Raw genomic sequence first — 18,743 nt, forward strand, 5'->3', positions numbered from 1 at the left:
CCCGAACGGGCGTTGACGGCAGGCGTGATCGCACAGCATCCTCTTTCATAGGGTGCGGTCCCGCGCGAAGATCGGGCGCCGACCTGGGTGCAAAATGACGATCACGCTCTTCTTTGCCAATGGCGACAAAGCGACGATCGAATCCGGCGTCTCCGTCCGGCGCGAACCGTCCGCTGCGCCGGGGTCGTCGGAGGTAGGCGCGACGGAGCTGGTGTGCCTCGATCGGGACGGAAACGAGCTGGGACGCTTTCAATACGACCGCCTGACGGGCTACAGCACGTCGGACGTGATGATGGCGAACAAGCTCCTGATTCGTCGGCTCATCGAAGAAGTCGTAAACGGAAAGCGGCTCTCCGAGTTGATGGAGCTGTTTGCGCCAAACTTCATCGACCACGTGCCGAGCCCGGGTCGAAAAGAGGGTATCGAGGCCGTTCGAGAATCCTACGAAGCGATGCACATGGCCTTCCCAGGCGCCCACTTTTCCATCGATGCGCTGATGGCCGAGGGCGACCGCGTGGCGGTGCTGACCTCATGTGAGACGAGGCACGATGGCCCGCTCTTCGGGATACCGCCCACCGGGCACCTGGTGAAGATCGCCAGTATCGACATCTACCGCGTGGTCGACGGTCGAATTGCCGAGCACTGGGGATATGGCAACGACTTTGGGGTCGCCCAACAGATTGGCCTCGTGCCTCGGCTGCTCCCTGAGGAACGAATGGAAATCCCAGAGCTCATATCCGGTGACGGCCGCGCCGGGCCAAGATAGCGCGGCCTCGCGAGGAGCCCGGACGCACGCGCGGGAGGTCCCGGCGCCAGCGGCGCCGGGACCTCCTTCTTGATCCGCCGTTTATGCAGCGGACGAATGCCGCTTTCGCCGCGGAGCTACCCGCCTGACCATCAGGAGGATCGCGCGATCGTCGTCCCAGAGGCGCGCGATGTCGTCGACGGTGACCATTCCAACCGGGTGACCATCTTCCACGATGGGTAGGCGCCGAATCCGGGTATCTGTGAAGACGCGCGCCGCCTCCGCGACGTCCGTGCCGGCCTCGAGGGCGATCGGAGCGGTCGACATGATCTCGTGTACCTCGGTCGCGGTGGGCGATCGCCCGGGTGCCAGCGCCCGCAACACGACGTCGCGGTCGGTCACGATCCCGACGAGCACGCCATCCTGGGTGACCGGGAGGGCCCCGACGTTGTGCGTGGCCATCATCTCGGCCGCGAATTGGACAGTCGCGGTGGTCTTGACGGATATCGCTGGGCTGCTCATGATCTCGTAGACTTTCATGACCCGACTCCTTTCGTCGTTTGCTCCGCCGCGGGCACGAGGAGCACCGGGCAGGGTGCGAGCCGCAGCACTCCCCGCAGCACTTCCCCGCTACCACGCTGCATCGCGCTCGTTCGCACAGCGAGCACCAGATCGGCGCGCTGCCGGGCTCCGAACTCAGCAATGACCCGGGCGACTTCCGCGCGCGTGTGGACGCCCGACGCGAAAATGTGCAGGGGCGCGTCGATGGGGAGTTGCGGGCACGACCTGCGCAGCCAGGCGGCGGCCCTGCGCTTCCATCCCGGCCACTCGTGGTGTGGCTGGTCTAGATACATCGGGCCCGCCATGTCTTCGACGCTCGACGCCCGCCCACCGGGGTGAAACACGAACAGCACGTCGAAGGAGAGATCGGCTCGCATCCTGAGACGTTCCATCAGCTCCATCGAGGGAGCGAGCGCAGCCGCAGTGGCTCGTGCCCCATCCAACGGGACGAGCACCCGCTCCACCGCATTCGTGGCGCCCCCGTGATCGGCAATCTCAGGCGGGATAAAGAGGACCGGGCGCGCCGCGCGCGCCGCGACCATGAGGGATATCGGTGACAGGATGCCCCCGTCGCGGATCTCCCCTCCGTGAGTTGTCAGGACGAGCAGCGCCACGCGCGGATCGGCGGCCGCGGCGAGCAACTGCACCGCGGGGTCGCCCTCGACGACGCGTAGGCGTACAGCGTTGGCAGAGGCGGGCGCGACATATCGCAAAGGGGACGGCTCCCGAAGCGCCGACCGATCCACGGCGACGTGCAGGGCCTCGATTTCGAGGCCGGCCTGCTTAGCGAGCGCCTCGGCGACGGGAAACGCGGCGGCGGCCGCCGGGGAGCCGTCGAGCGCGATGGTGATCGTCCCTTGGCGGATCACGGTGGAGCGTCCCGCCGGTGTCGCTGGAGCATGCTCCGTTGCTGGTCTCATCCCGGTCTGCATCGGATGCCCCCTCCATGGTCGTGATCAAGCCTACTGCCAGGGTATCGTGGCCGGCCCCCACCCGCGGGGCAGTTTCTGGCGTCTGACCGGATGGTTGGGAGGGTGACCACCCGCCGGGGTGGGTGGGACGAGCGCCGAGGGTTCGGTTGACATCACCTCCCACCCTGCGGGGGTGGCTGGCGAAACCACCCGCCAGCCCGTGGCCTAAGGCTCTGGCGCACCATACGCTCTACTCGGGGAGACGCGACGAGTAACGGAAAACAGGAATGATGATGAATGGAAAAGTGGTGATCCCAGTCGATGGATCAGCCGTCTCGGAGTCGGCCGTGCCGTTTGCTGGACTCGTCGCGCGCCGCACTGGGGCGGCTGTCGTGCTGTTGCGCGTCCTCATCGAGCCCGAGGCGCGCACGTATGCATCGTTGACGGCCGCCGCGGAGAGCGAGGCGTTCATCGATTCGCAGCTTGTCGGCGTGCGCGGGATTCTTCTGCAAATGAACATCGAGCCGCGCATCGTCGTTGAGCGCGTTCCCCGGGAGGGTGGCCAACCGGCCGTGGCGATCGCGGCTGTGGCGCGAGCGGAAGGGGCGGATCTCGTCGTGATGGGGACGCATGCACGATCTGGCGCGAGCCGGATTACGCATCCGCGGGTGGCGGAGAGCGTGGTGCAAGCGAGCCCGTGTCCCGTCCTCCTGATCCCGCCCGGCGCGCCGTTTGACTGGACGACCGCGCGTCCATTCCGGGTCGTCATCGCGCTCGATGGCTCGCCGAGTTCTGAAGAGATCCTCGGGCCCGCGCGCGAGCTGGTCCACGCACTCGGTGGCGACGTCGCCCTCGTGCGGGCGGTGCAGCCGCCCAAGTGGTGGAGCATGCGCGGCGCGAGCCGGCGAGCCAACCTCGAGGAGGCGGCGACCCAGGCGCGCACGTACCTGGTAGAGGTCGCGGACCGCTCCCTCGGTCCGGAAACCGTTGGGTCGATGGCCGTCATGGTGCAAGATCCGGCTCGGGCCATCTTGGAATCCGCGCGAAAATCCGGTGCGCGGCTCATCGCGATGGCTACGCGCTGTCGAACGGGGCTTGCGGGCATGGTCGACCGCAGCGCAGCGCGCACCGTGCTGCGCATGTCGCACACGCCGATGCTTCTGATGGGCCCTGGAAGCGCATCCCGCGTGGCAGCGTGATGGGCCGTGTCGTTCTATACGGAGCCGCTCATTGCGGTTGATCGATTCCGGGCGTCGGCCCAGCCATACCTCCTCGCACTCCCGTTTCCCGTTCGCAGCGCCGTGCGGCGCTGGCGGGGAATGGTGGGCATGGTCGTCGGGGTGGGGGCAGCCCTCGGCCTCGTGATGGCATTGATGGGGATGATCGGCTCCGGCATGCAGCAGATCATCGGCGACTTCGACCAGTCCGGCGCAAACCTCTATATCACGGCGAACGGGGCGCAAATCATCCCAATGCAGCATGGGACGAGCCCGGGAACCATTGACCAGGCAGGCGCCATTCTCTCGAAAGTCCGCACGATTCCGGGGGTTCGTGGCGCCGTGGGCGTGCTCTCTTGGACGCTGCAGCGCCAGCGGGAGGGGAAGGCCTGGCGCAACTTTCCAACCGAGATGATCCCGACGTTCGCGGTCGACGGCGAAGCGACCGAGATCGAGAATTTCGTCGTGATGCGAAAGGGACGGTGGTTTCAACGGGGGAACGAGGTCGTCTTGGGCCAGGGTATCGCCGGGAGCAAGTCCCTCGGCCTGGGCGACTCCCTGCGTCTCAACGGTCAGGACTTCGAGATCGTCGGCATCGGAAAGCTGCGAACCTTCGGACCGACCGGCGACAACGTCGCCTATGTCGACGCCCGGGCGCTTCGCCAGCACGGAGTCGTCGGCGACGTCCTGACATATGTCGCCGTGCAGACCTCGGCGCCGCAGCTCGTGCGGAATGTCGTGAGCGACTTTCTGTCCATCCGGGCGCGCAGCCCGGAAGAGATCATCGACGAGACGGTCAAGTCACAGGATTATCAGGGGGCGATGGCCCTCTACTGGGTCCTCGACGCATTCATCCTCTTCGTCGCCGTCATGTTCGTGAGCAACATGCTGGGTCGATCCGTCGCCGAGCGGCGAGTTGAGTTCGGAACGCTTCGCGCCATCGGACTGCCCAGCCGAACGATCCTGCTCAGCGTCGCGGCCGAAGGCGTCCTGATCATGCTGGCCTCGTACGTATTCGGGTTCGTCTTGTCGATCGGCCTCGGTGAGGCGGTGAACGCGTGGATCGCCCGTCCGCTCCACTACGATCGCCTGTTCGCCGTAGACGCCACGATGTACGCGGCCATTTTCGCAGCAACGATGGGTCTGGGAATCGTCGCGGCCTACTTTCCCGCGCGCGCTGCAACGCACGTGGATCCGCTCGAAGTGCTGCGGGGAGTCTGACGATGATGGCGCTGGAGCAGGTCTCGCGGAAATACGTGGTGGGCGACTCCGATGTGTGGGCCCTGCGCGATGCGACGCTGCGTATCGAGAAAGGAGACTTCGTCACGGTCATGGGGCCTTCTGGATCGGGCAAGAGCACCCTGCTGCAGATCATCGGGCTGCTCGATCGGCCCACCAGCGGCCACGTGAGCTTCGAGGGCGAAGTCGTCGATCAACTCGACGACGAGCGACGCGCACGGCTTCGGCTTCTGGCCATCGGCTTCGTGTTCCAGCGTTTCCACTTGCTGGCCAATATGACGGCCCTCGAGAACGTCGCGCTCCCCATTGAGGCGGCCGGTGTGCCGGCGGATGCGCGCTACGACCGCGCCGCGGCTCTTCTCGACGAGGTTGGGCTGACGGACCGCGCATACTTCTTCCCATCGCAGTTATCGGGCGGCCAGCGTCAGCGCGTCGCCGTCGCACGCGCCCTCGCCAATGACCCACAGCTCATCCTGGCCGACGAGCCCACGGGCGAGCTTCACAGCGAGGACAAGGCGACGATCGTGCGGCTCTTTGTTCGCCTTCACGAGAGCGGACGGACCATCGTGGTGGTGACCCACGATCGCGAAGTGGCGGGGGCCGCGCACCGGCACATCGAGATCCGCGATGGCCGTCTCAGGGAGGAGCCGCCATGACGGAACGACGAGGCCCTGCGAGCCCCTCGCATCGCGTGGACACGGAGGCAGCCCCATCGGTGAACGGCGCGCGACCGGGACGTGCGTTGCCGCCGAGGCCCGGTCGGACCGGAGTGAGCCAGGCGACGCGAATGCGCGCGGCCATCCTCGGCATGGTCCTGGTTGTGGCACTGGCGGGGACGGTCTGGCTGGTCATGGCGCCCGGCTCCGCTCCACCAGCAGCCCCCACGCCGGCTGCCCAGGCACTCACGGCCCATGGGTTGGTCCAGCCGATCGCGCGCGCAACAATCGGGTCCATCAACGGCGGGGTTGTTGAGCAGCTTCCTGTCGCGGTCGGTCAGACCGTGGAAGACAAGCAGCTCGTGGCTCGTCTCAACCTTCAGGGGCAGCCAGAGCTGCTATCGGCGCCCTGGCATGGCGTCGTCACCGGCGTCAACGTCCGTCTCGGCGATACCGTCGCCCCAGGCGCGTCGATTCTTACCATCGCGGATCTCAGCCGCTATCAGGTAGAGACCACCGATGTTGACGAGTACCTGATCGGGCACATCTATCCCGGCCAGACCGTCACCATGTCGGTCGAGGCGCTCGATCAGGCGCAGATCGACGGAGTCGTGAAAACGGTATCGCTGCAGCAACAGCAATCTGCCAGCGGCGCCAACTACCCGATCGTCATCGACCTGGGCCATCAGCGGCCCGATCTGCGGCCGGGCATGACCGTGCGTATCACATTCCTCGAGCCGCCGAGTTAAGACGGGGCCGGCTCCATCAGCTCGGATGCAGCCAGGAGCTCGCCGAAGCCTGGAGCACGTCGTGGATGGCGAGGATGCCGACTGGGCGATTGTTTCGAACGACTACGACGCTCTCCACGCGTTGCTCGCGGAATAGAGCCTGCGCGTCGTCCAGGGTCGCAGAATCGTCGATCGTGATGGTCCGTGCTGGGACGAGATCCGCGATCGTGGCCTGCGCGGCCAGAACGCGGATCGTACCAGGATCGGCGGCGTCCCGAACGGCCCGATCGTGCCACGCGAGAAGGTCGCGCACGCCCAGCACTCCGCAGAGTGCGCCGTCGCTTCCGACGACGGCCGCGGCGTGCACGCCGCGCGCCAGCATGCGCCGCGCGGCGCTGTCGACGGGCTCATCCAGCTCCAGGATGAGGACGTCTCGATTCATCAAGTCACGGACGCGCCGACCGGCTGACCCCTGCGCCAAGAGGGCGCGACGGCTGATGAGCCCGACGGGGACAGCGCTGCCCCGGACGACCTCGCGCGCGACGCTCCCCAGGCGAAGCCGATCGAGGCCGGAGTAGCCGTGGGTCGTCATCACGATGGCATCGAGTCCGAACGATACAACCGCCTCCCGGATTCCCTCCGCGGGGGTTCCGCGGACCACCTCACCGCGAACGTCGATGCCCTCCGCCTGTAATCGCTGGCGAACGGGTCCGAGGTACGCCTCCGCTGCGGTCACCGCCTCGTCGGTGGCGGCCTCGTCGACGTCGCGCTCCGCGAACGGGCTGGCCACCGCACGCTCGACGGGCGGGACGACTCGCAGCAGGAGAAGCTTGGCCCCAGCGCGCGCGAGATCGGCCGCGCAGGGGAGGGCGCTCTCCGCGAGCGAAGACCCGTCGAGCATCACGCCGATGGTGGACAACCGCGGGGCCGTCGCTGCGCCCTTCGCCGCGGGGACGATCCAGACGGGGACGCTGGACTCTCGCAGCACCTCTTCGGCAACGCTGCCCAGGAGGATGCGCCCAACGGCGCCTCGGCCATGGGTGGTCATCACGATCGCCACGGCGTCCCGTTCGGCAGCAAGGTCCACGATGTTCGGGCTGGCCAACCCAGCGCGAACCTCCATGACGACGTCAATGTGCTTCGCGCGCAGGTCGCGTTCGATCCGCGCCAGATATCGGGCAGCTTCGCGCCAGGAAGGCGAGGCCTGCGCCTGTTGAGCGTGCGGACCAAGCTCAGCGCTCGCGCGGCCCACCGCCACAACGCGCGTGAGGGTCAGCGACAATCCCAGCCTTTGGGCGAGCAGCGTGGCCCAGGGCAGCGCCGCCTCCCCAAGGCTGGAGCCATCGAGGGGAACGATGAGCGTGCGCATGGCCGCCTCCTCCCCGGGCTAGAGCCCGAATCCGGTCGAACTGCTCTATTGTTGCCGCCCGGCCAGTTCCGCGACTATGATCGCCCGGACGAGCTCGACGTCGCGAGGCCCTGGCCGATAGACGCGCGGGCGCTGGCGCGCACGAGCAGCACGGGCCGCGTCAGCTCGCTGAGCGCGCGGTCGGCGATGCTCCCATGGCGGAGGCGATCGAGGCCGCCGCGTCCGTGCGTCGCCATGATCACGAGGTCGCACGGTTCGGCCGCGGCAGCAATGACGTCGAATGGCCGTCCGACGGCGACGTGGATCTCGACCTCCAGCCCAGCGGAGCGCAAGCGATCCGCGACGTCACGAAGATACGCGTCGGCCTCAATCCGATCTTCCCCGGTCGGCACGGCGCGAGCCAGGCGGACGGACCTGACCGGCTTGTTGGCGAGCGTCTCGACCGTTGGAAGGACGTCTTCTGCGGTGGCTGAGCCATCCATCGGGACGAGCGCCTTCTCGAACCCGCGCGGCGCTTCGGCAAATGCCCGCACGAGGAGGGCCGGGGCCACTCCCTCGCGGAGTATTCGGTCGGCCACGCTTCCCAGCGCAAAGCGCGTCAACCCGGATCGGCCATGGGTTGCCATGACGACGAGGCCCGGCCGCGATTCCGCTTCGAACTCGAGGAGCTGCGCGGCGGGGCTGCCGTGCAGCAGCGCCATCTCCACCGGTACACCCCGGTCCTGGGCTCGCGCCGCCAGCGCGCGCAGGTTTTCCCGAGCGTCGTGGTCTTGCGCATCCATCATTTGCTGATAGACGTCGGCGCTCAGGTACGCCTCCGGTCCAAGGGTGAGCCATTCGAGGTACTGCACCACCTGGACGAACGTGATACGCGCGCCCTGGGCGGCAGCCAGCTCGATCGCGGCGGGCGCAGCCGCTTCGCTCAGCTTTGATCCATCGGTCGGTACCATGATCTTGTCTATCATCGATGCCGCTCCATCACAGTCGTAGGCATTGGTCATGCCGCGTGGCGCGCGAGCTCCGCGTCCTGTCGACCTCGAGCATCGACGGCGACTGGAATCACGAGATTCAGCGGTGGATGCGGCTGTGCCTTGAGCTGGACGCGGAACGAGCGTGCGCACATCAGGCATTCCACCCATCCGCGGTCATCGGAATCGTGAAGGTCGCCCCCGCAGGCAGGGCAGGCTCGCATGTACCAGGCCATTTCCGTGTCCTCCCATCCGTATGTTCTACGTCGAACGAGAAGATACGAAGTCAGGGACGAGCAAGGCCTCAGGCCCGCGGGTGGTTGGCCGGCGGGCGCCGGGGTTGGGACTTGCCGCCCGGGCGCGCGAGCGCGCGTCGGCTCGAGGCCCACCCGTCGGGGCGGGATGACGTATCGGGCGCAGAGGTACAATGCGAAACACCGCGACGTTTGAATAGAGTAGGTGCGATGGCACGTACGTATCGATATATCTCTGGGGATTCGCATCTCGAGATCGACTCGAAGAACTGGATCGCGCGCGTACCCGCCGAGCATCGCGACCGGGCGCCTCGGCTCGTCAGGCTCCCGAACGGCGGCGATGCCTGGCTCGTCGAAGGTGCGCCGCTGCGCCAGAACGCGGCGGACATTTATGGCGGCAAGGGGCGAGACGCCTGGCAGCCCTTCGGCCAGCGATACGAGGACACGCCGGGAACTGGACCCGGCTCACAGCGTTTGCGCGAGCAGGACGTGGATGGCATCGACGCGGAGGTCCTGTTCCCCGGTCAGCAGGCCGGTCCCCGCCTATGGCGGAATATCGCTGACGACGACGCCTACCGGGCGGTTGTGCGGGCGTACAACGATTGGCTCATCGAGGACTACTGCTCGGCCGATCCCGAGCGCCTGATTGGGGTGGGCGTGATCCCGTGGACCGGCCTCGACGACGCCATCGACGAGCTTGTGCACTGCGCCAACAAAGGATTCAAGGCTGTCGTGCTGGGGATCTTCCCCAGTGGAAAAGGTCACCCAACGCCGGAAGACGACCGGTTCTGGGCTGCCGCGGTTGACAGCGGTCTCGCCATCACGGTGCACGTGGAGTTCGATCGCAACGGCCCGCGCGGCGGACCCCTCTTTCGCTACCCTCGGGAGCCGAAGGATCTGCGCTCGGGGTCTGGCGTCTCCGGGCTTGTGGAGCAGGTGACGAACGCCAAATTCTGTCGCCTCGGCGCCGTCAACGCCATGCAGCTCGTGTTCGCCGGGGTGTTCGACCGCTTCCCCAGCCTTCGCATCTTCTTCGCAGAGAACCAGATCGGCTGGATTCCCTTTTTCCTCGAGATGGCCGACGTTCGATACGACCGCCACATCGCGTGGGCTGAGCGGCTTCTCGATGTCAAGCCGCTCCCCCGCCTGCCCAGCGAGTACGTGCGCGAGCACTGCTACTGGGGATTCCAGCACGACCGCGTCGGGATCGAGCTGCGCCGCCACCTCGGGGTCGACCGCATTATCTGGTCGACCGACTTCCCCCACCAGGAATCGGACTGGCCGAACTCCCTGGAAGTCTTGAGCGAGGGGTTAGCGGGCGTTCCAGAATCCGAGCAACGCAAGATCGTTGCGGAGAACTGCATCGACTTCTTCCACCTGGTGTAGTCGCTGCGGCAAGGCGCGGATGCGGAGCGCCGGGCGCAGGTGCGTGCGTCGCGGGAGGTCACATGCCACGGATCGGCGAGCAGGGAGACGTTCTTCGCGCCCTCGGACGTTTTCTCGATGAGCAGGGAGCGGCCGAGATCGACATCAAGCTCCAGGGACAGTCGTTCGCGGTGACGTACAAGGTTGCCGCCGAGCGCGGAGGGCAGGTTTACTACAACGACCAGGATCTTGACGCGCTCCGCGCCAAGGCTCAGTTCTTGCGAAGTGGCAACCCGGGCGTCGCGGGTGACGGGTCCCTGGCGGAACTCCTTCGTACGCTCGGTCAGGAGCTGGACGACGCCGGAGTCGAGCTGACGAGTCTGGGCCAGGACGCAGACGCCTTTCGCGTGTCCGGCCTGAAGGACGGGCTCTACCACACGCAGCCCTACTACTTTTATCAGCTCCGCGAGGCCAGCGCGGAGCGGCGCGCGGCGCGGGGGAAGGGAGGCGGGCGGACACCCGAGGAGATCGATCCCATCCTCGGCGTCACCGTCGGCGCGCCCGTCTTCACGTGGGACAACCAGCGATTGGGGAAGGTCGGCGAGGTGCGCGGCCGGGCCTTCAAGGTTGAGCCCAACTTCCTCCAGCGAGACTATTGGTTACCTGCCAGCTGCATCGCCGCGGCCAGCAAGGGCCAGCCGGTGCTCCTCGCGATCCGCAAGGTAGAGGTGGCGTCAAAGAAACGCTCGGCGCCCGCGAAATTCCCCGAGGAGCGCAACCTGCCGCCCAGGCCGACGCCCGACGCCTGGTACTGAGCGACGCGAGCGCGCGCCGCGAGACCCAGAGCCCCGCGCGCGGTCGGCCCGGTGAAAGCGCGCGCCCTCAAACCTGGTGGAGCGTCGGCAGCACGTCCCGCGCGATGATCTCGAACTCGTCGCCGACCTCGTCGAGGGGCAGGTCGCTCATCTCCGCGCGCAGCACCAGCACTCCCGCGTTGCAGGCCGCTTGCTGGGCGAGCACCCGCTCGGTGATGGAAGCGGGCGTGCCGACGAGAAACTGGCCGCCGGCGATCCCCTCCTCCGAACGGCCCCCCCGCATCATCGAGGTCGTCGCGGCCGGACGATAGACGTACGTCTTCGTGGCACGCACGGCGCGTCCGGTTTCCACGAGCTGCGGCGAAGCGGCGATGTTCTCGACGATGTCCGAGCGATCGCCGTTGAGCACGCGCTCCGCGAGCCGCTTTGCCGCGCCTTCGCTGGACGCGATGCAGATCTCGCGGGCGATGCCCACGGACTCGGGACCCGGCGCCCAGCCGCACTCGGTCTCGGCGAAGCGTCGGTAGTACTCGATCAAGCGCAGGGAATCGTCAATATTGCCCGAAGCGATGATGCCGATGTGGTTCCGCGCCGCCCACTGCAGACTCTCCGTACTGGCCGCGACGGTCCAGATCGGCGGGTGCGGATCCTGCAACGGGCGAGGAAGGATCGAGACGCACTCGTAATGGTAGTGCTCCCCGTGCCATGCAAACGGCTTGTCGTCCGTCCACGCCCGCACCATGAGGTCGAAGGCCTCGTGATAGCGAGCCCGCTCGTGCTCGGGCGCCATGCCGTACGCGTAGAGGTTCTGCGCGCCGGCGCTGATGAGGCCCACGGCCAGTCGACCGCCGGAGATGTTGTCGACCATCGCTAGTTCCTCGGCGACCCGGACCGGATGGCCGTACAGTGAGAGCACGACGCCCAGCGTCACCAGATTGACGTGCCGCGTCACGCCGGCCGCGGCGCTGAGCATGATCAGGGGCGACGGTGTGAGGCCGCCGTTCGGTCCGAAGTGGTGCTCGGTGAAGACCAGCCCGTCAAGCCCGAGCGCGTCCATTCGCTGAACGAAGGCGAGGCGGTCCGCGTAGAGCCGCTGCCCACGCTCGCGGTCCCACATCCACCCAGGGACCGGGAAGGGCATCGGCGAGTGGTCTGGATGCATGTATGCCATTTGCTGACGGACCCACACCTTCACGAGCGTGCTCCAATCGATCCCGACGGGGGTGCTCCCCTTGTACCAGACGAGTCGCCGGTCGGCAAACGGGGCGACCTCAGCGGACCGGCCCCGCGACGATCCCGCCCAGGCGGGCAAGGGTGGCCTCGGCCTCGCGGGCGATTCGGGCGACAAGTTCCCCGGCCGGCTCGATGCTGTCGATGAGCCCCGCCACCTGGCCGGTCCCCAGGGAGCCGTCCGCGACATCGCCAACCTCGCGGGCGCGGGCGAGGCGCGCCGCGATCTGCGGTCGCTGCTGGCGGACGAGCCACTCGCGGCCGATGAACTCCTCGATGAGTCGGGTGCGGAGGACGCGGTCCATCGCGCCCGGCCACACCCGGCCCTGCGCGATGTCCGGGATGTCGGTCAGCACCGAGTCCGTCCCGTCACTCGCAAGGATCGCCTGCTTGTAGTTCTCGTGAATGGGCGCCTCGACCGTCGCGAGAAACCGCGTGCCGAGGAGGACGCCGTCGGCTCCGAGGGCCAGGGCTGCGGCGAGGCCCGCGCCATCGGCGATTCCGCCCGCGGCGAGGAGCGGTCGCTCCGGCACGGCCTTGGCGCACTGCCGCACGAGGACGACGGTGCCCATTTGGCCGACGTGCCCGCCCCCCTCGGTTCCCTGCGCGACCAGAATGTCCGCGCCCGCCTCAGCCGCGCGCACCGCGTCCCCCGCCGTCGACACCATATGCATGACGAGCGCGCCGGCCTCGTGCGCGCGCGCGAAATACTCGTTGATCCGCTGGTCCGGTCGCGGCCAGGCGAACGAGAGCACGCTCGGTCGGGCTGCGAACCCGGCGGCCAGCGCCTCCTCGCCGGCAAAGGCGAGCAAGAAGTTCAGGCCGAAGGGCCGGTCCGTCGCCTCACGGATTTCCGAGACGCTCGCGCCGATGCGGCCGGCTGGAATGTGCGTCGCGCCGAGCACCCCGAGCCCGCCGGCTTGGCACACCGCGGCCGCCAGCTGGGGCGACGTGCCGACGCCCATCCCACCCAGAGCGATGGGGTGCAGAAGGTGGACGGCTTCCGTAAATCGCGTTGCAAGCACCGCAACCTCCACGCCACATCCGATCGCGGATCGGGCGGCGACGTCACGAGAAAATGCGAGGGATCCAGCGAGGTACGCGCGCCTGGTACTCGACGTAGCGCTGGCCGAACTGGTCGCGCAGGCGCCGCTCATCTTCCTTGACGCGTTGGTTGAACCACCACGCGGTGCCCGCCGCGATCACGGCCCCGAACCACGAGCGCGCGAAGAGCGCCAGGCCAACGAGAAAGATGATGTGCCCGAGGTACATCGGATTGCGTACGACCGCGTACGGACCTGAGGTGACGAGATCTTCCGGCGGTAGGTCAATTCCCGGCCCGCCCCGGCCCAGCCGCCGCCGATACAAGCCACACAGGCGGTATTCGAGATATCCCCAGGCAAGGAGCGGCGCAAATCCCCACGACAGTGCTGCTCTACCGTGCCCGCCGATGAGCTTCGTCCCCAGGACGACGGCCGGATACAGGACGAACGTGCGGTTCGGCGTCCGTCGCAGCAGGTCGCGCGCCCACTCCATCCGCGTTCCTTCCATCGCGTTGGTTCGTCGATCAGCTTACCGCACCCGGCCCGCCCTCCGCCGATGGGCGAAGAAGCGCGCGCAAGAGTCCCGTCGGGCGATTCCGTGCGAGCATGCTTTTTCTTATCCTGTCCGCGCGGCTGGCTCGTCGCGGAACCCCCGCTTTCCTTGACGCGCCTAGATCGAGGCCAGCTCGCGGAAGTCAGCCAGCAAGCTACCGAACGTCCCAGAGGTGAGCATTCCATCCGGTTTCGGGACTCGTCATCCCTGTGATTCGGTTGGAGACGAGGGTTGGCTGTACGTCGTAGAACAGTCCCATGACGTTGAGCACGTCCGTCATGTGATGGATCACGGCTCCCAGGGCGCGAGCGCGCTCTGCTTTCGGCACCGTGGTGAAGTACTTGTCGATGAGGGCGTCCAGATCAGGACTGTCGTAGCGCGAGTAATTGTTGCCCACCCAATGAGTCTCCGGACGCGGCGTCTGGATCGACTGGAAGCCGCGCAGATTGGCGGCCGAGTTGGGCTGGCGCTGCATGCGAAACGCCGGGAAGTTCGCCACGTACTCGCGGTCGTTCCAGCGCTGGGGTGGGAGGACGACGGGGTTCGCGTCGACGCCAATCTGGCGCCACGCGTCTGCCGTCGCGATCATCGTCTTGGATTCGCCGCTGGCCCAGATCTCGACCCCGAGTCGCTGGCCCGTCGCGTCGCGATAGAAGCCGTCCTGGCCGCGACTGTAGCCGACTTCCTCGATCAGGCGCGCAGCCTGGCGTGGGTCATAGTCGTAGCGGACGATGTCATCTTTGATGGCCGCGTACTCGGGATCCTTGGGATTCAGGATCGCGTGGGCGACGTCCGTCACACCGGACTCGATCGTGTCCACCATCTGCTGGCGATCGAGGCCGTACATCACCGCGCGACGGAAGCGAACGTCGGCCACGGAAGCGGGGTTGGGATCGAGAAGCTGCGGGAAGATCACGACCCACGCGTTGGGCGCCATGATCTCCTGACCGTCCGGCCAGGCGTCCCGCGCCTGGAGCGCCTGGTCCAGCGCGATCCCGCGACCCATCGTCGCGTCGACCGCGCCCGAATAGACGGTCGCGAGCAGCGTCGTCGTGTCGAGAATGAACCGCACCTCGATCTCGTCGATCTTCGGCCGGCCGAGCACGTAATCGTCGAATGCCTCGAGTCCCACGCCCGTCCCCGGCGCGAACGACTTGACTCGGAACGGCCCGGTACTGACGAACTCCGAATTCCAGAACGGAAGCTGGGCGAAGCTCGCCTTGTCCGCTAGGTAGGGCGTTTCGAGGATGTGCTTGGGAAGCGGCTGCGCCAGATCCTTGGTGAAAAGCGTGTCGGCCTGGATGAACGGCTGCGACCAGGTGACCGTAATCGTGCGCGCGTCGCTCGCCTCGATCTTGTCGATCAGGGCGAAGGTCGCGTCGCGAAAGACTGGAAGCTCTCGGTCCCTTCCCAGGGTCATGGTGAACAGGAGATCGTCCGTGGTGAAGGGCTCCCCGTCGTGCCAGCGGGCGTTCTCCCGAATGTGCCAGGTTGTCTCCATCGTTCCGTCCGGCAGGAGCTTCCACAGCCCGTTCTCGAGAGATGGAACCGCCTCGGCCAGCTTCGCCTGGGGAACCTTGTCGTCGTCCAGATCCGCGAGCCCGTCGACCAGGAGGTCTTCGACCTCGGTCCCGCCCGGCGACGTGTAGGCGAAGACCGACCGGATGACCTTGAGGTTGAGGACTGGGAGATCGCCCGCGATGCCGATGACGATGCGCTTGGGCGTCGAGGGTCCCGGCGCCGCGCCGCTGCCCGCCTGGGCGGTATCGTTTTTTTGAGCGGGCGCGGCGCAGCCGACCTGGAGCGCGAGGACACCGATGGTCAAGGCGCGATGGATGGGCAGCATCAACTCGCTCCCTGCTTGACCGGCGGGAGCCGCAGCTCGATGCCGTTCCGCTCGAGCTCCGCGTAGTACGCTTCTCGGATGCCCGGCGCCTCGTTCTCGTAGTCGATTTGAAAACCCGTGCCGTAGGGGTCCGTCGTCTGCGACGCCCCGCGCGGGTTGTACATGCTTCCGGTGCCGTAGCGCGCGCCAGAGCTCCGGAAGGCGATCTGGCGCATCGGTCCCTTTCCGGTGTTGAAGTGCTGGTGGAACTCACCGGTCTTGGGCGCGATGACTCCGTACGGTCGTAGGGGCACGCGGCGCGGATCGTTCGCCTCTTCTTCGAAGTACATCAGCTCGTAGCCGGTCCCGCCCGTGCAGATCACGTGCGCGCCGGCCGCGTGGCGATGGGCGGTCGCGTAGGTGCCCTCTCCGACGTCGAGAATGTGCAGTCCCAGAGACGTGCTGGCCATGGAGAGCCGCGCGATGCCGGTGCGCAGACCCTTCTCCTGCCATGCGTCGACCGCGAAGGTGCGCACGTCCGGGATGAAGTTCGTCTCCCACAGGCGCAACGCCCAGTGGGTCGGCTGGTTCGTGTAGTAGTCGTCGCGCTCGGCGCTGTACCGGTCGCGGAATACGTAGGGGTTGTTGAAGATGAAATCGAGGTTGTGATAGTGGTTGATCATCTGGGCCATATTGCTGCCGACCACGAATCGGCACGGCTCGGACCCGGAGGCGTTGAACTCCTGGTGCCACGCATTCAGGGGGATCGCCAGGAGCGACCCCTCGTGCCACTCGACGGTATGTGGGCGTTCACCCGTCTGCCAGATGTTGGTGACGCCGATCCCGCTGATCACCAGCATCGTCGCATCGTACATGTGGTGCTCGGGCTTGAGCTGCCCGCCCGGTGGGATCTCGACGATTTGGAGCGACATGACCTCTTGGTCGGCCAAGCGGGTATACGCGACCTTTCCTCCGCGACGCTCCCAATCGGTCAGCTCGAGGGCGTTGAGGTCCTCGATTGCGCTGCCCTGATAGAGGGGAGCGCCCTCGCTCTCCACGAAGCTCTGGTAGGAGCTCCGCACATACCACCGCGCGAGCTCTTCGGCAGACTTGGTCGGATACGCCTCAGCCATGGCTCTTTTCCTCCGAACCCTGGCCGCCGCCAATGGTCGATCTGCGAGATCGTATCATAGCCCGGCTGATCGGGAAGTTCCGCCCGCGCCGAGCGCCCGAATTTCTCGCGCGGCGGCTCGTGCAGCATAATGATCACGTTCCCGAGGCTGTTGGGCCTCGGTCAGCAGCTGACCAAATGCGGGAGGCCTCGTGATTGGGCGACTGATCGTCGGGAGTCTGGCGGCGGCAATTCTGAGCGTCGCCGCCGTCGTCGCCGGATTCAAGGGCTACCAGGCCTATTTGCGGTGGCTGGTCGCCGAACCGCCGCGGACTGAGGACCAGGCTCCCGACGTGGATCCGAATCGCCGCGCCGGCTCGCTGTCCGAGAGCGGGTGACGAACGTCCGGAAATTCTCCCGGCGCTGCCGCGGCGGGCGGGGGTGGAGGTGCAGCAGTGGCTGACGCGATCTTGAACGGAAATGGCGCCACGACGGACGAGCCGCGCCCTCGCGGCACGAAGGGCCCGCGGTACGAGGCGGCGGCGCTCGGGTTCCGCCACTACTGGTACCCGGGCCTGCTTTCTCGCCACCTGGGGAAAAGACCAGTGGCGATCAAGCTGCTGGGGGAGAACCTCGTCTTCCTTCGTGCTCGCGGGAAGGCGTACGCGCTGCACGATCGATGCGCCCACAAGGGGGTCCCCTTGTCCTACGGCCGCTGCCTCGCCGAGGGCAGCCTCACCTGCGGCTACCACGGATGGACCTACGACGTGGCGTCGGGTGAGTGCGTCGCCGTGCTGACCGATGGGCCCGACTCTCCCGTAGCCGGCAGGTACGGAGTCAAGAGCTATCCGGTCGAGGAGCGCGGCGGCATCGTGTTCGTGTACATGGGCGACGACGATCCGCCGCCGTTGGAAGAGGACGTGCCGGAGGAGGCGATCCGACCGGAATGGACGCAACAGGTCGTCGTGTCCGTGTGGGACGGCAATTGGCGCGCCGCCGTCGAGAACGGCTACGACTCGGGCCACGCGCCCTACGTGCATCGTGACAGCCTGCGCTGGCGCACCGCCGGATCACTCCAGCCCGCGTGGTCTACATTCGCGGGCACCGAAATGGTGGGGCCGTATCTCCGGCAGCGACGCGGGCAGCCGGGCCCTCCGGAGGCCGACTACCCCGTCGTCGGCCATTGGCCGCGCTACGGCTGGCTGCGGCGGCTGATGGCCAGGGTCGGGAAGAAGCCCGGCCGCGAACGGCCGTACCCGAACGAGTTTCGCCTGCCATGCATCATCCACAACAAGTACTTCTATTACACCCACATTCGGTGGGCCGTGCCCGTAGACGAGTACACGACGCGCAACTTCCAGGTCTTGGCGGGCAAATACACGGGGGTGCGGTCCGCTGCATTCTCGCTCCACTACTGGCTGTGGCACCGATGGGTCTTCCACATGATGTTCAATGGTCAGGACGAGTGGATCGTCGGAGCCCTCGACTACAATGCGCCCGAGCGCCTCTACCGACCGGACGGCTCGATCACGGAGCTGCGCAGGTACGTGGAGGCGCACGCGCGGGGCGGCGACCCGACGCTCGGCAGCGGCCACGCAGGGGACGAGCCAGGGGTGGAGTCGGCCGCAATGGCTGAGAGCGCGGCGGTTCGTCCATCGGAACGCCGACGGCCCAGGGCGAAGCCGTAACCGCCGCTTCGACCGTGCGGGCTCGGGACGCGCAGCTCGTCTTTGACGGGAGCTGGCCGACCGGCACACGTTCTGAGGAGGAAGTCCGACGTTGAAACGCTTGTTCGTCGCGGTGCTGCTCTTCGCCGCGCTGCGGATGGTCCTGGCCCGCGTGCGACGGTTCGCTGATCCAGACCCCGGCATCTACGGGCATCCGCGCCGCCGCGACACCTGGACGCGATAGGGATTGTGCAGCACAACGTTGGGCTGGTGGGGACGCTCGTGCTGCTCGCCGCCGGCTGCGGTCCGGCCGCCAGTTCGGAGCGCACCGCACTGGGAGGAACCAGCTCGTCATCCGTGCCGAAGACGTTGACCATCGGGATCCTCCAGGAGCCCACCGACTTCTACGGCTTCGGCGGGAGCGTTGGATTCGGTGGCGTCAGCCAAATACCCCCCATCGCCCTGGATACCCTCGTCGTCCAGGAA

General features: G+C 67.1%; 20 protein-coding genes. 11 read left to right on the top strand and 9 right to left on the bottom strand.

Annotated elements, in window-relative coordinates; translation table 11 throughout:
* The first annotated feature begins 94 nt into the window (after positions 1–94).
* Positions 95–766, top strand: a complete 672-nt coding sequence (locus VFC51_02600) for an ester cyclase (protein HZT05890.1) — start codon at positions 95–97, stop codon at positions 764–766.
* 81 nt (positions 767–847) lie between these two features.
* Here the strand turns inward: VFC51_02600 and VFC51_02605 are convergent, their stop codons facing one another.
* Positions 848–1,285, bottom strand: coding sequence for a CBS domain-containing protein (locus tag VFC51_02605; GenBank protein HZT05891.1), 438 nt, complete (start codon positions 1,283–1,285; stop codon positions 848–850).
* A complete protein-coding gene (locus VFC51_02610) occupies positions 1,282–2,175 on the bottom strand; it encodes a universal stress protein (protein HZT05892.1) in 894 nt (297 codons plus the stop codon). The genes VFC51_02605 and VFC51_02610 overlap by 4 nt, the downstream gene beginning before the upstream one ends.
* 329 nt (positions 2,176–2,504) lie before the next feature.
* On the opposite strand from VFC51_02610, the gene VFC51_02615 reads away from it, so the two are divergent.
* The 4 genes from VFC51_02615 to VFC51_02630 are packed head-to-tail and all read left to right on the top strand — an operon-like array spanning position 2,505 to position 6,078.
* Positions 2,505–3,416, top strand: coding sequence for a universal stress protein (locus tag VFC51_02615; GenBank protein ID HZT05893.1), 912 nt, complete (start codon positions 2,505–2,507; stop codon positions 3,414–3,416).
* A gap of 6 nt (positions 3,417–3,422) precedes the next feature.
* Positions 3,423–4,655 carry an ABC transporter permease gene (locus tag VFC51_02620; protein ID HZT05894.1) on the top strand — a complete coding sequence of 411 codons (1,233 nt, stop codon included), beginning with the start codon at positions 3,423–3,425 and terminating at the stop codon, positions 4,653–4,655.
* A 2-nt stretch (positions 4,656–4,657) separates the two neighbouring features.
* Entirely contained in the window at positions 4,658–5,329 is a 672-nt protein-coding gene (locus VFC51_02625; GenBank protein HZT05895.1) for an ABC transporter ATP-binding protein, read from the top strand.
* A complete protein-coding gene (locus tag VFC51_02630) occupies positions 5,326–6,078 on the top strand; it encodes an efflux RND transporter periplasmic adaptor subunit (GenBank protein ID HZT05896.1) in 753 nt (250 codons plus the stop codon). The genes VFC51_02625 and VFC51_02630 overlap by 4 nt, the downstream gene beginning before the upstream one ends.
* Before the next feature lie 16 nt (positions 6,079–6,094).
* Here the strand turns inward: VFC51_02630 and VFC51_02635 are convergent, their stop codons facing one another.
* Both VFC51_02635 and VFC51_02640 read right to left on the bottom strand, forming a co-directional pair.
* Positions 6,095–7,426, bottom strand: coding sequence for a universal stress protein (locus VFC51_02635; protein HZT05897.1), 1,332 nt, complete (start codon positions 7,424–7,426; stop codon positions 6,095–6,097).
* Positions 7,427–7,500: 74 nt separating this feature from the next.
* Positions 7,501–8,391, bottom strand: coding sequence for a universal stress protein (locus tag VFC51_02640; GenBank protein ID HZT05898.1), 891 nt, complete (start codon positions 8,389–8,391; stop codon positions 7,501–7,503).
* Between the two features lie 467 nt (positions 8,392–8,858).
* Between VFC51_02640 and VFC51_02645 the strand changes: the two genes are divergently transcribed.
* The gene (locus tag VFC51_02645; GenBank protein ID HZT05899.1) at positions 8,859–10,034 is read left to right on the top strand and encodes an amidohydrolase family protein; all 1,176 of its coding nucleotides are present in this window, start codon (positions 8,859–8,861) and stop codon (positions 10,032–10,034) included.
* Positions 10,035–10,096: 62 nt separating this feature from the next.
* Positions 10,097–10,828, top strand: a complete 732-nt coding sequence (locus VFC51_02650) for a hypothetical protein (protein ID HZT05900.1) — start codon at positions 10,097–10,099, stop codon at positions 10,826–10,828.
* A gap of 67 nt (positions 10,829–10,895) precedes the next feature.
* On the opposite strand, the gene VFC51_02655 is transcribed toward VFC51_02650, so the two are convergent.
* From VFC51_02655 to VFC51_02675, 5 genes are all read right to left on the bottom strand, one after another.
* Positions 10,896–12,140 carry an LLM class flavin-dependent oxidoreductase gene (locus tag VFC51_02655; GenBank protein HZT05901.1) on the bottom strand — a complete coding sequence of 415 codons (1,245 nt, stop codon included), beginning with the start codon at positions 12,138–12,140 and terminating at the stop codon, positions 10,896–10,898.
* On the bottom strand, positions 12,100–13,083 hold the full coding sequence (locus VFC51_02660; GenBank protein ID HZT05902.1) for a nitronate monooxygenase family protein: 984 nt from the start codon (positions 13,081–13,083) through the stop codon (positions 12,100–12,102). Before VFC51_02660 ends, VFC51_02655 begins: the two co-directional genes overlap by 41 nt.
* A gap of 43 nt (positions 13,084–13,126) precedes the next feature.
* Positions 13,127–13,594, bottom strand: a complete 468-nt coding sequence (locus VFC51_02665; protein HZT05903.1) for an isoprenylcysteine carboxylmethyltransferase family protein — start codon at positions 13,592–13,594, stop codon at positions 13,127–13,129.
* Between the two features lie 214 nt (positions 13,595–13,808).
* Complete coding sequence (locus VFC51_02670) at positions 13,809–15,500, bottom strand: ABC transporter substrate-binding protein (GenBank protein ID HZT05904.1); 1,692 nt, start codon at positions 15,498–15,500, stop codon at positions 13,809–13,811.
* Positions 15,500–16,612 carry a hypothetical protein gene (locus VFC51_02675; GenBank protein HZT05905.1) on the bottom strand — a complete coding sequence of 371 codons (1,113 nt, stop codon included), beginning with the start codon at positions 16,610–16,612 and terminating at the stop codon, positions 15,500–15,502. The genes VFC51_02670 and VFC51_02675 overlap by 1 nt, the downstream gene beginning before the upstream one ends.
* 190 nt (positions 16,613–16,802) lie before the next feature.
* Here VFC51_02675 and VFC51_02680 point away from each other — a divergent pair, with 190 nt between their 5' ends.
* The 4 genes from VFC51_02680 to VFC51_02695 form a co-directional block, all read left to right on the top strand.
* Complete coding sequence (locus VFC51_02680) at positions 16,803–16,988, top strand: hypothetical protein (GenBank protein HZT05906.1); 186 nt, start codon at positions 16,803–16,805, stop codon at positions 16,986–16,988.
* Between the two features lie 57 nt (positions 16,989–17,045).
* On the top strand, positions 17,046–18,278 hold the full coding sequence (locus VFC51_02685) for an aromatic ring-hydroxylating dioxygenase subunit alpha (GenBank protein ID HZT05907.1): 1,233 nt from the start codon (positions 17,046–17,048) through the stop codon (positions 18,276–18,278).
* A 91-nt stretch (positions 18,279–18,369) separates the two neighbouring features.
* Positions 18,370–18,501, top strand: coding sequence for a hypothetical protein (locus VFC51_02690; protein HZT05908.1), 132 nt, complete (start codon positions 18,370–18,372; stop codon positions 18,499–18,501).
* A 5-nt stretch (positions 18,502–18,506) separates the two neighbouring features.
* Positions 18,507–18,743 (top strand): hypothetical protein (locus VFC51_02695; GenBank protein ID HZT05909.1); only part of this gene is annotated, 237 nt, incomplete at its 3' end.

It is taken from the genome of Chloroflexota bacterium (assembly GCA_035652535.1).
GTDB lineage: Bacteria > Chloroflexota > UBA6077 > UBA6077 > SHYK01 > DASRDP01.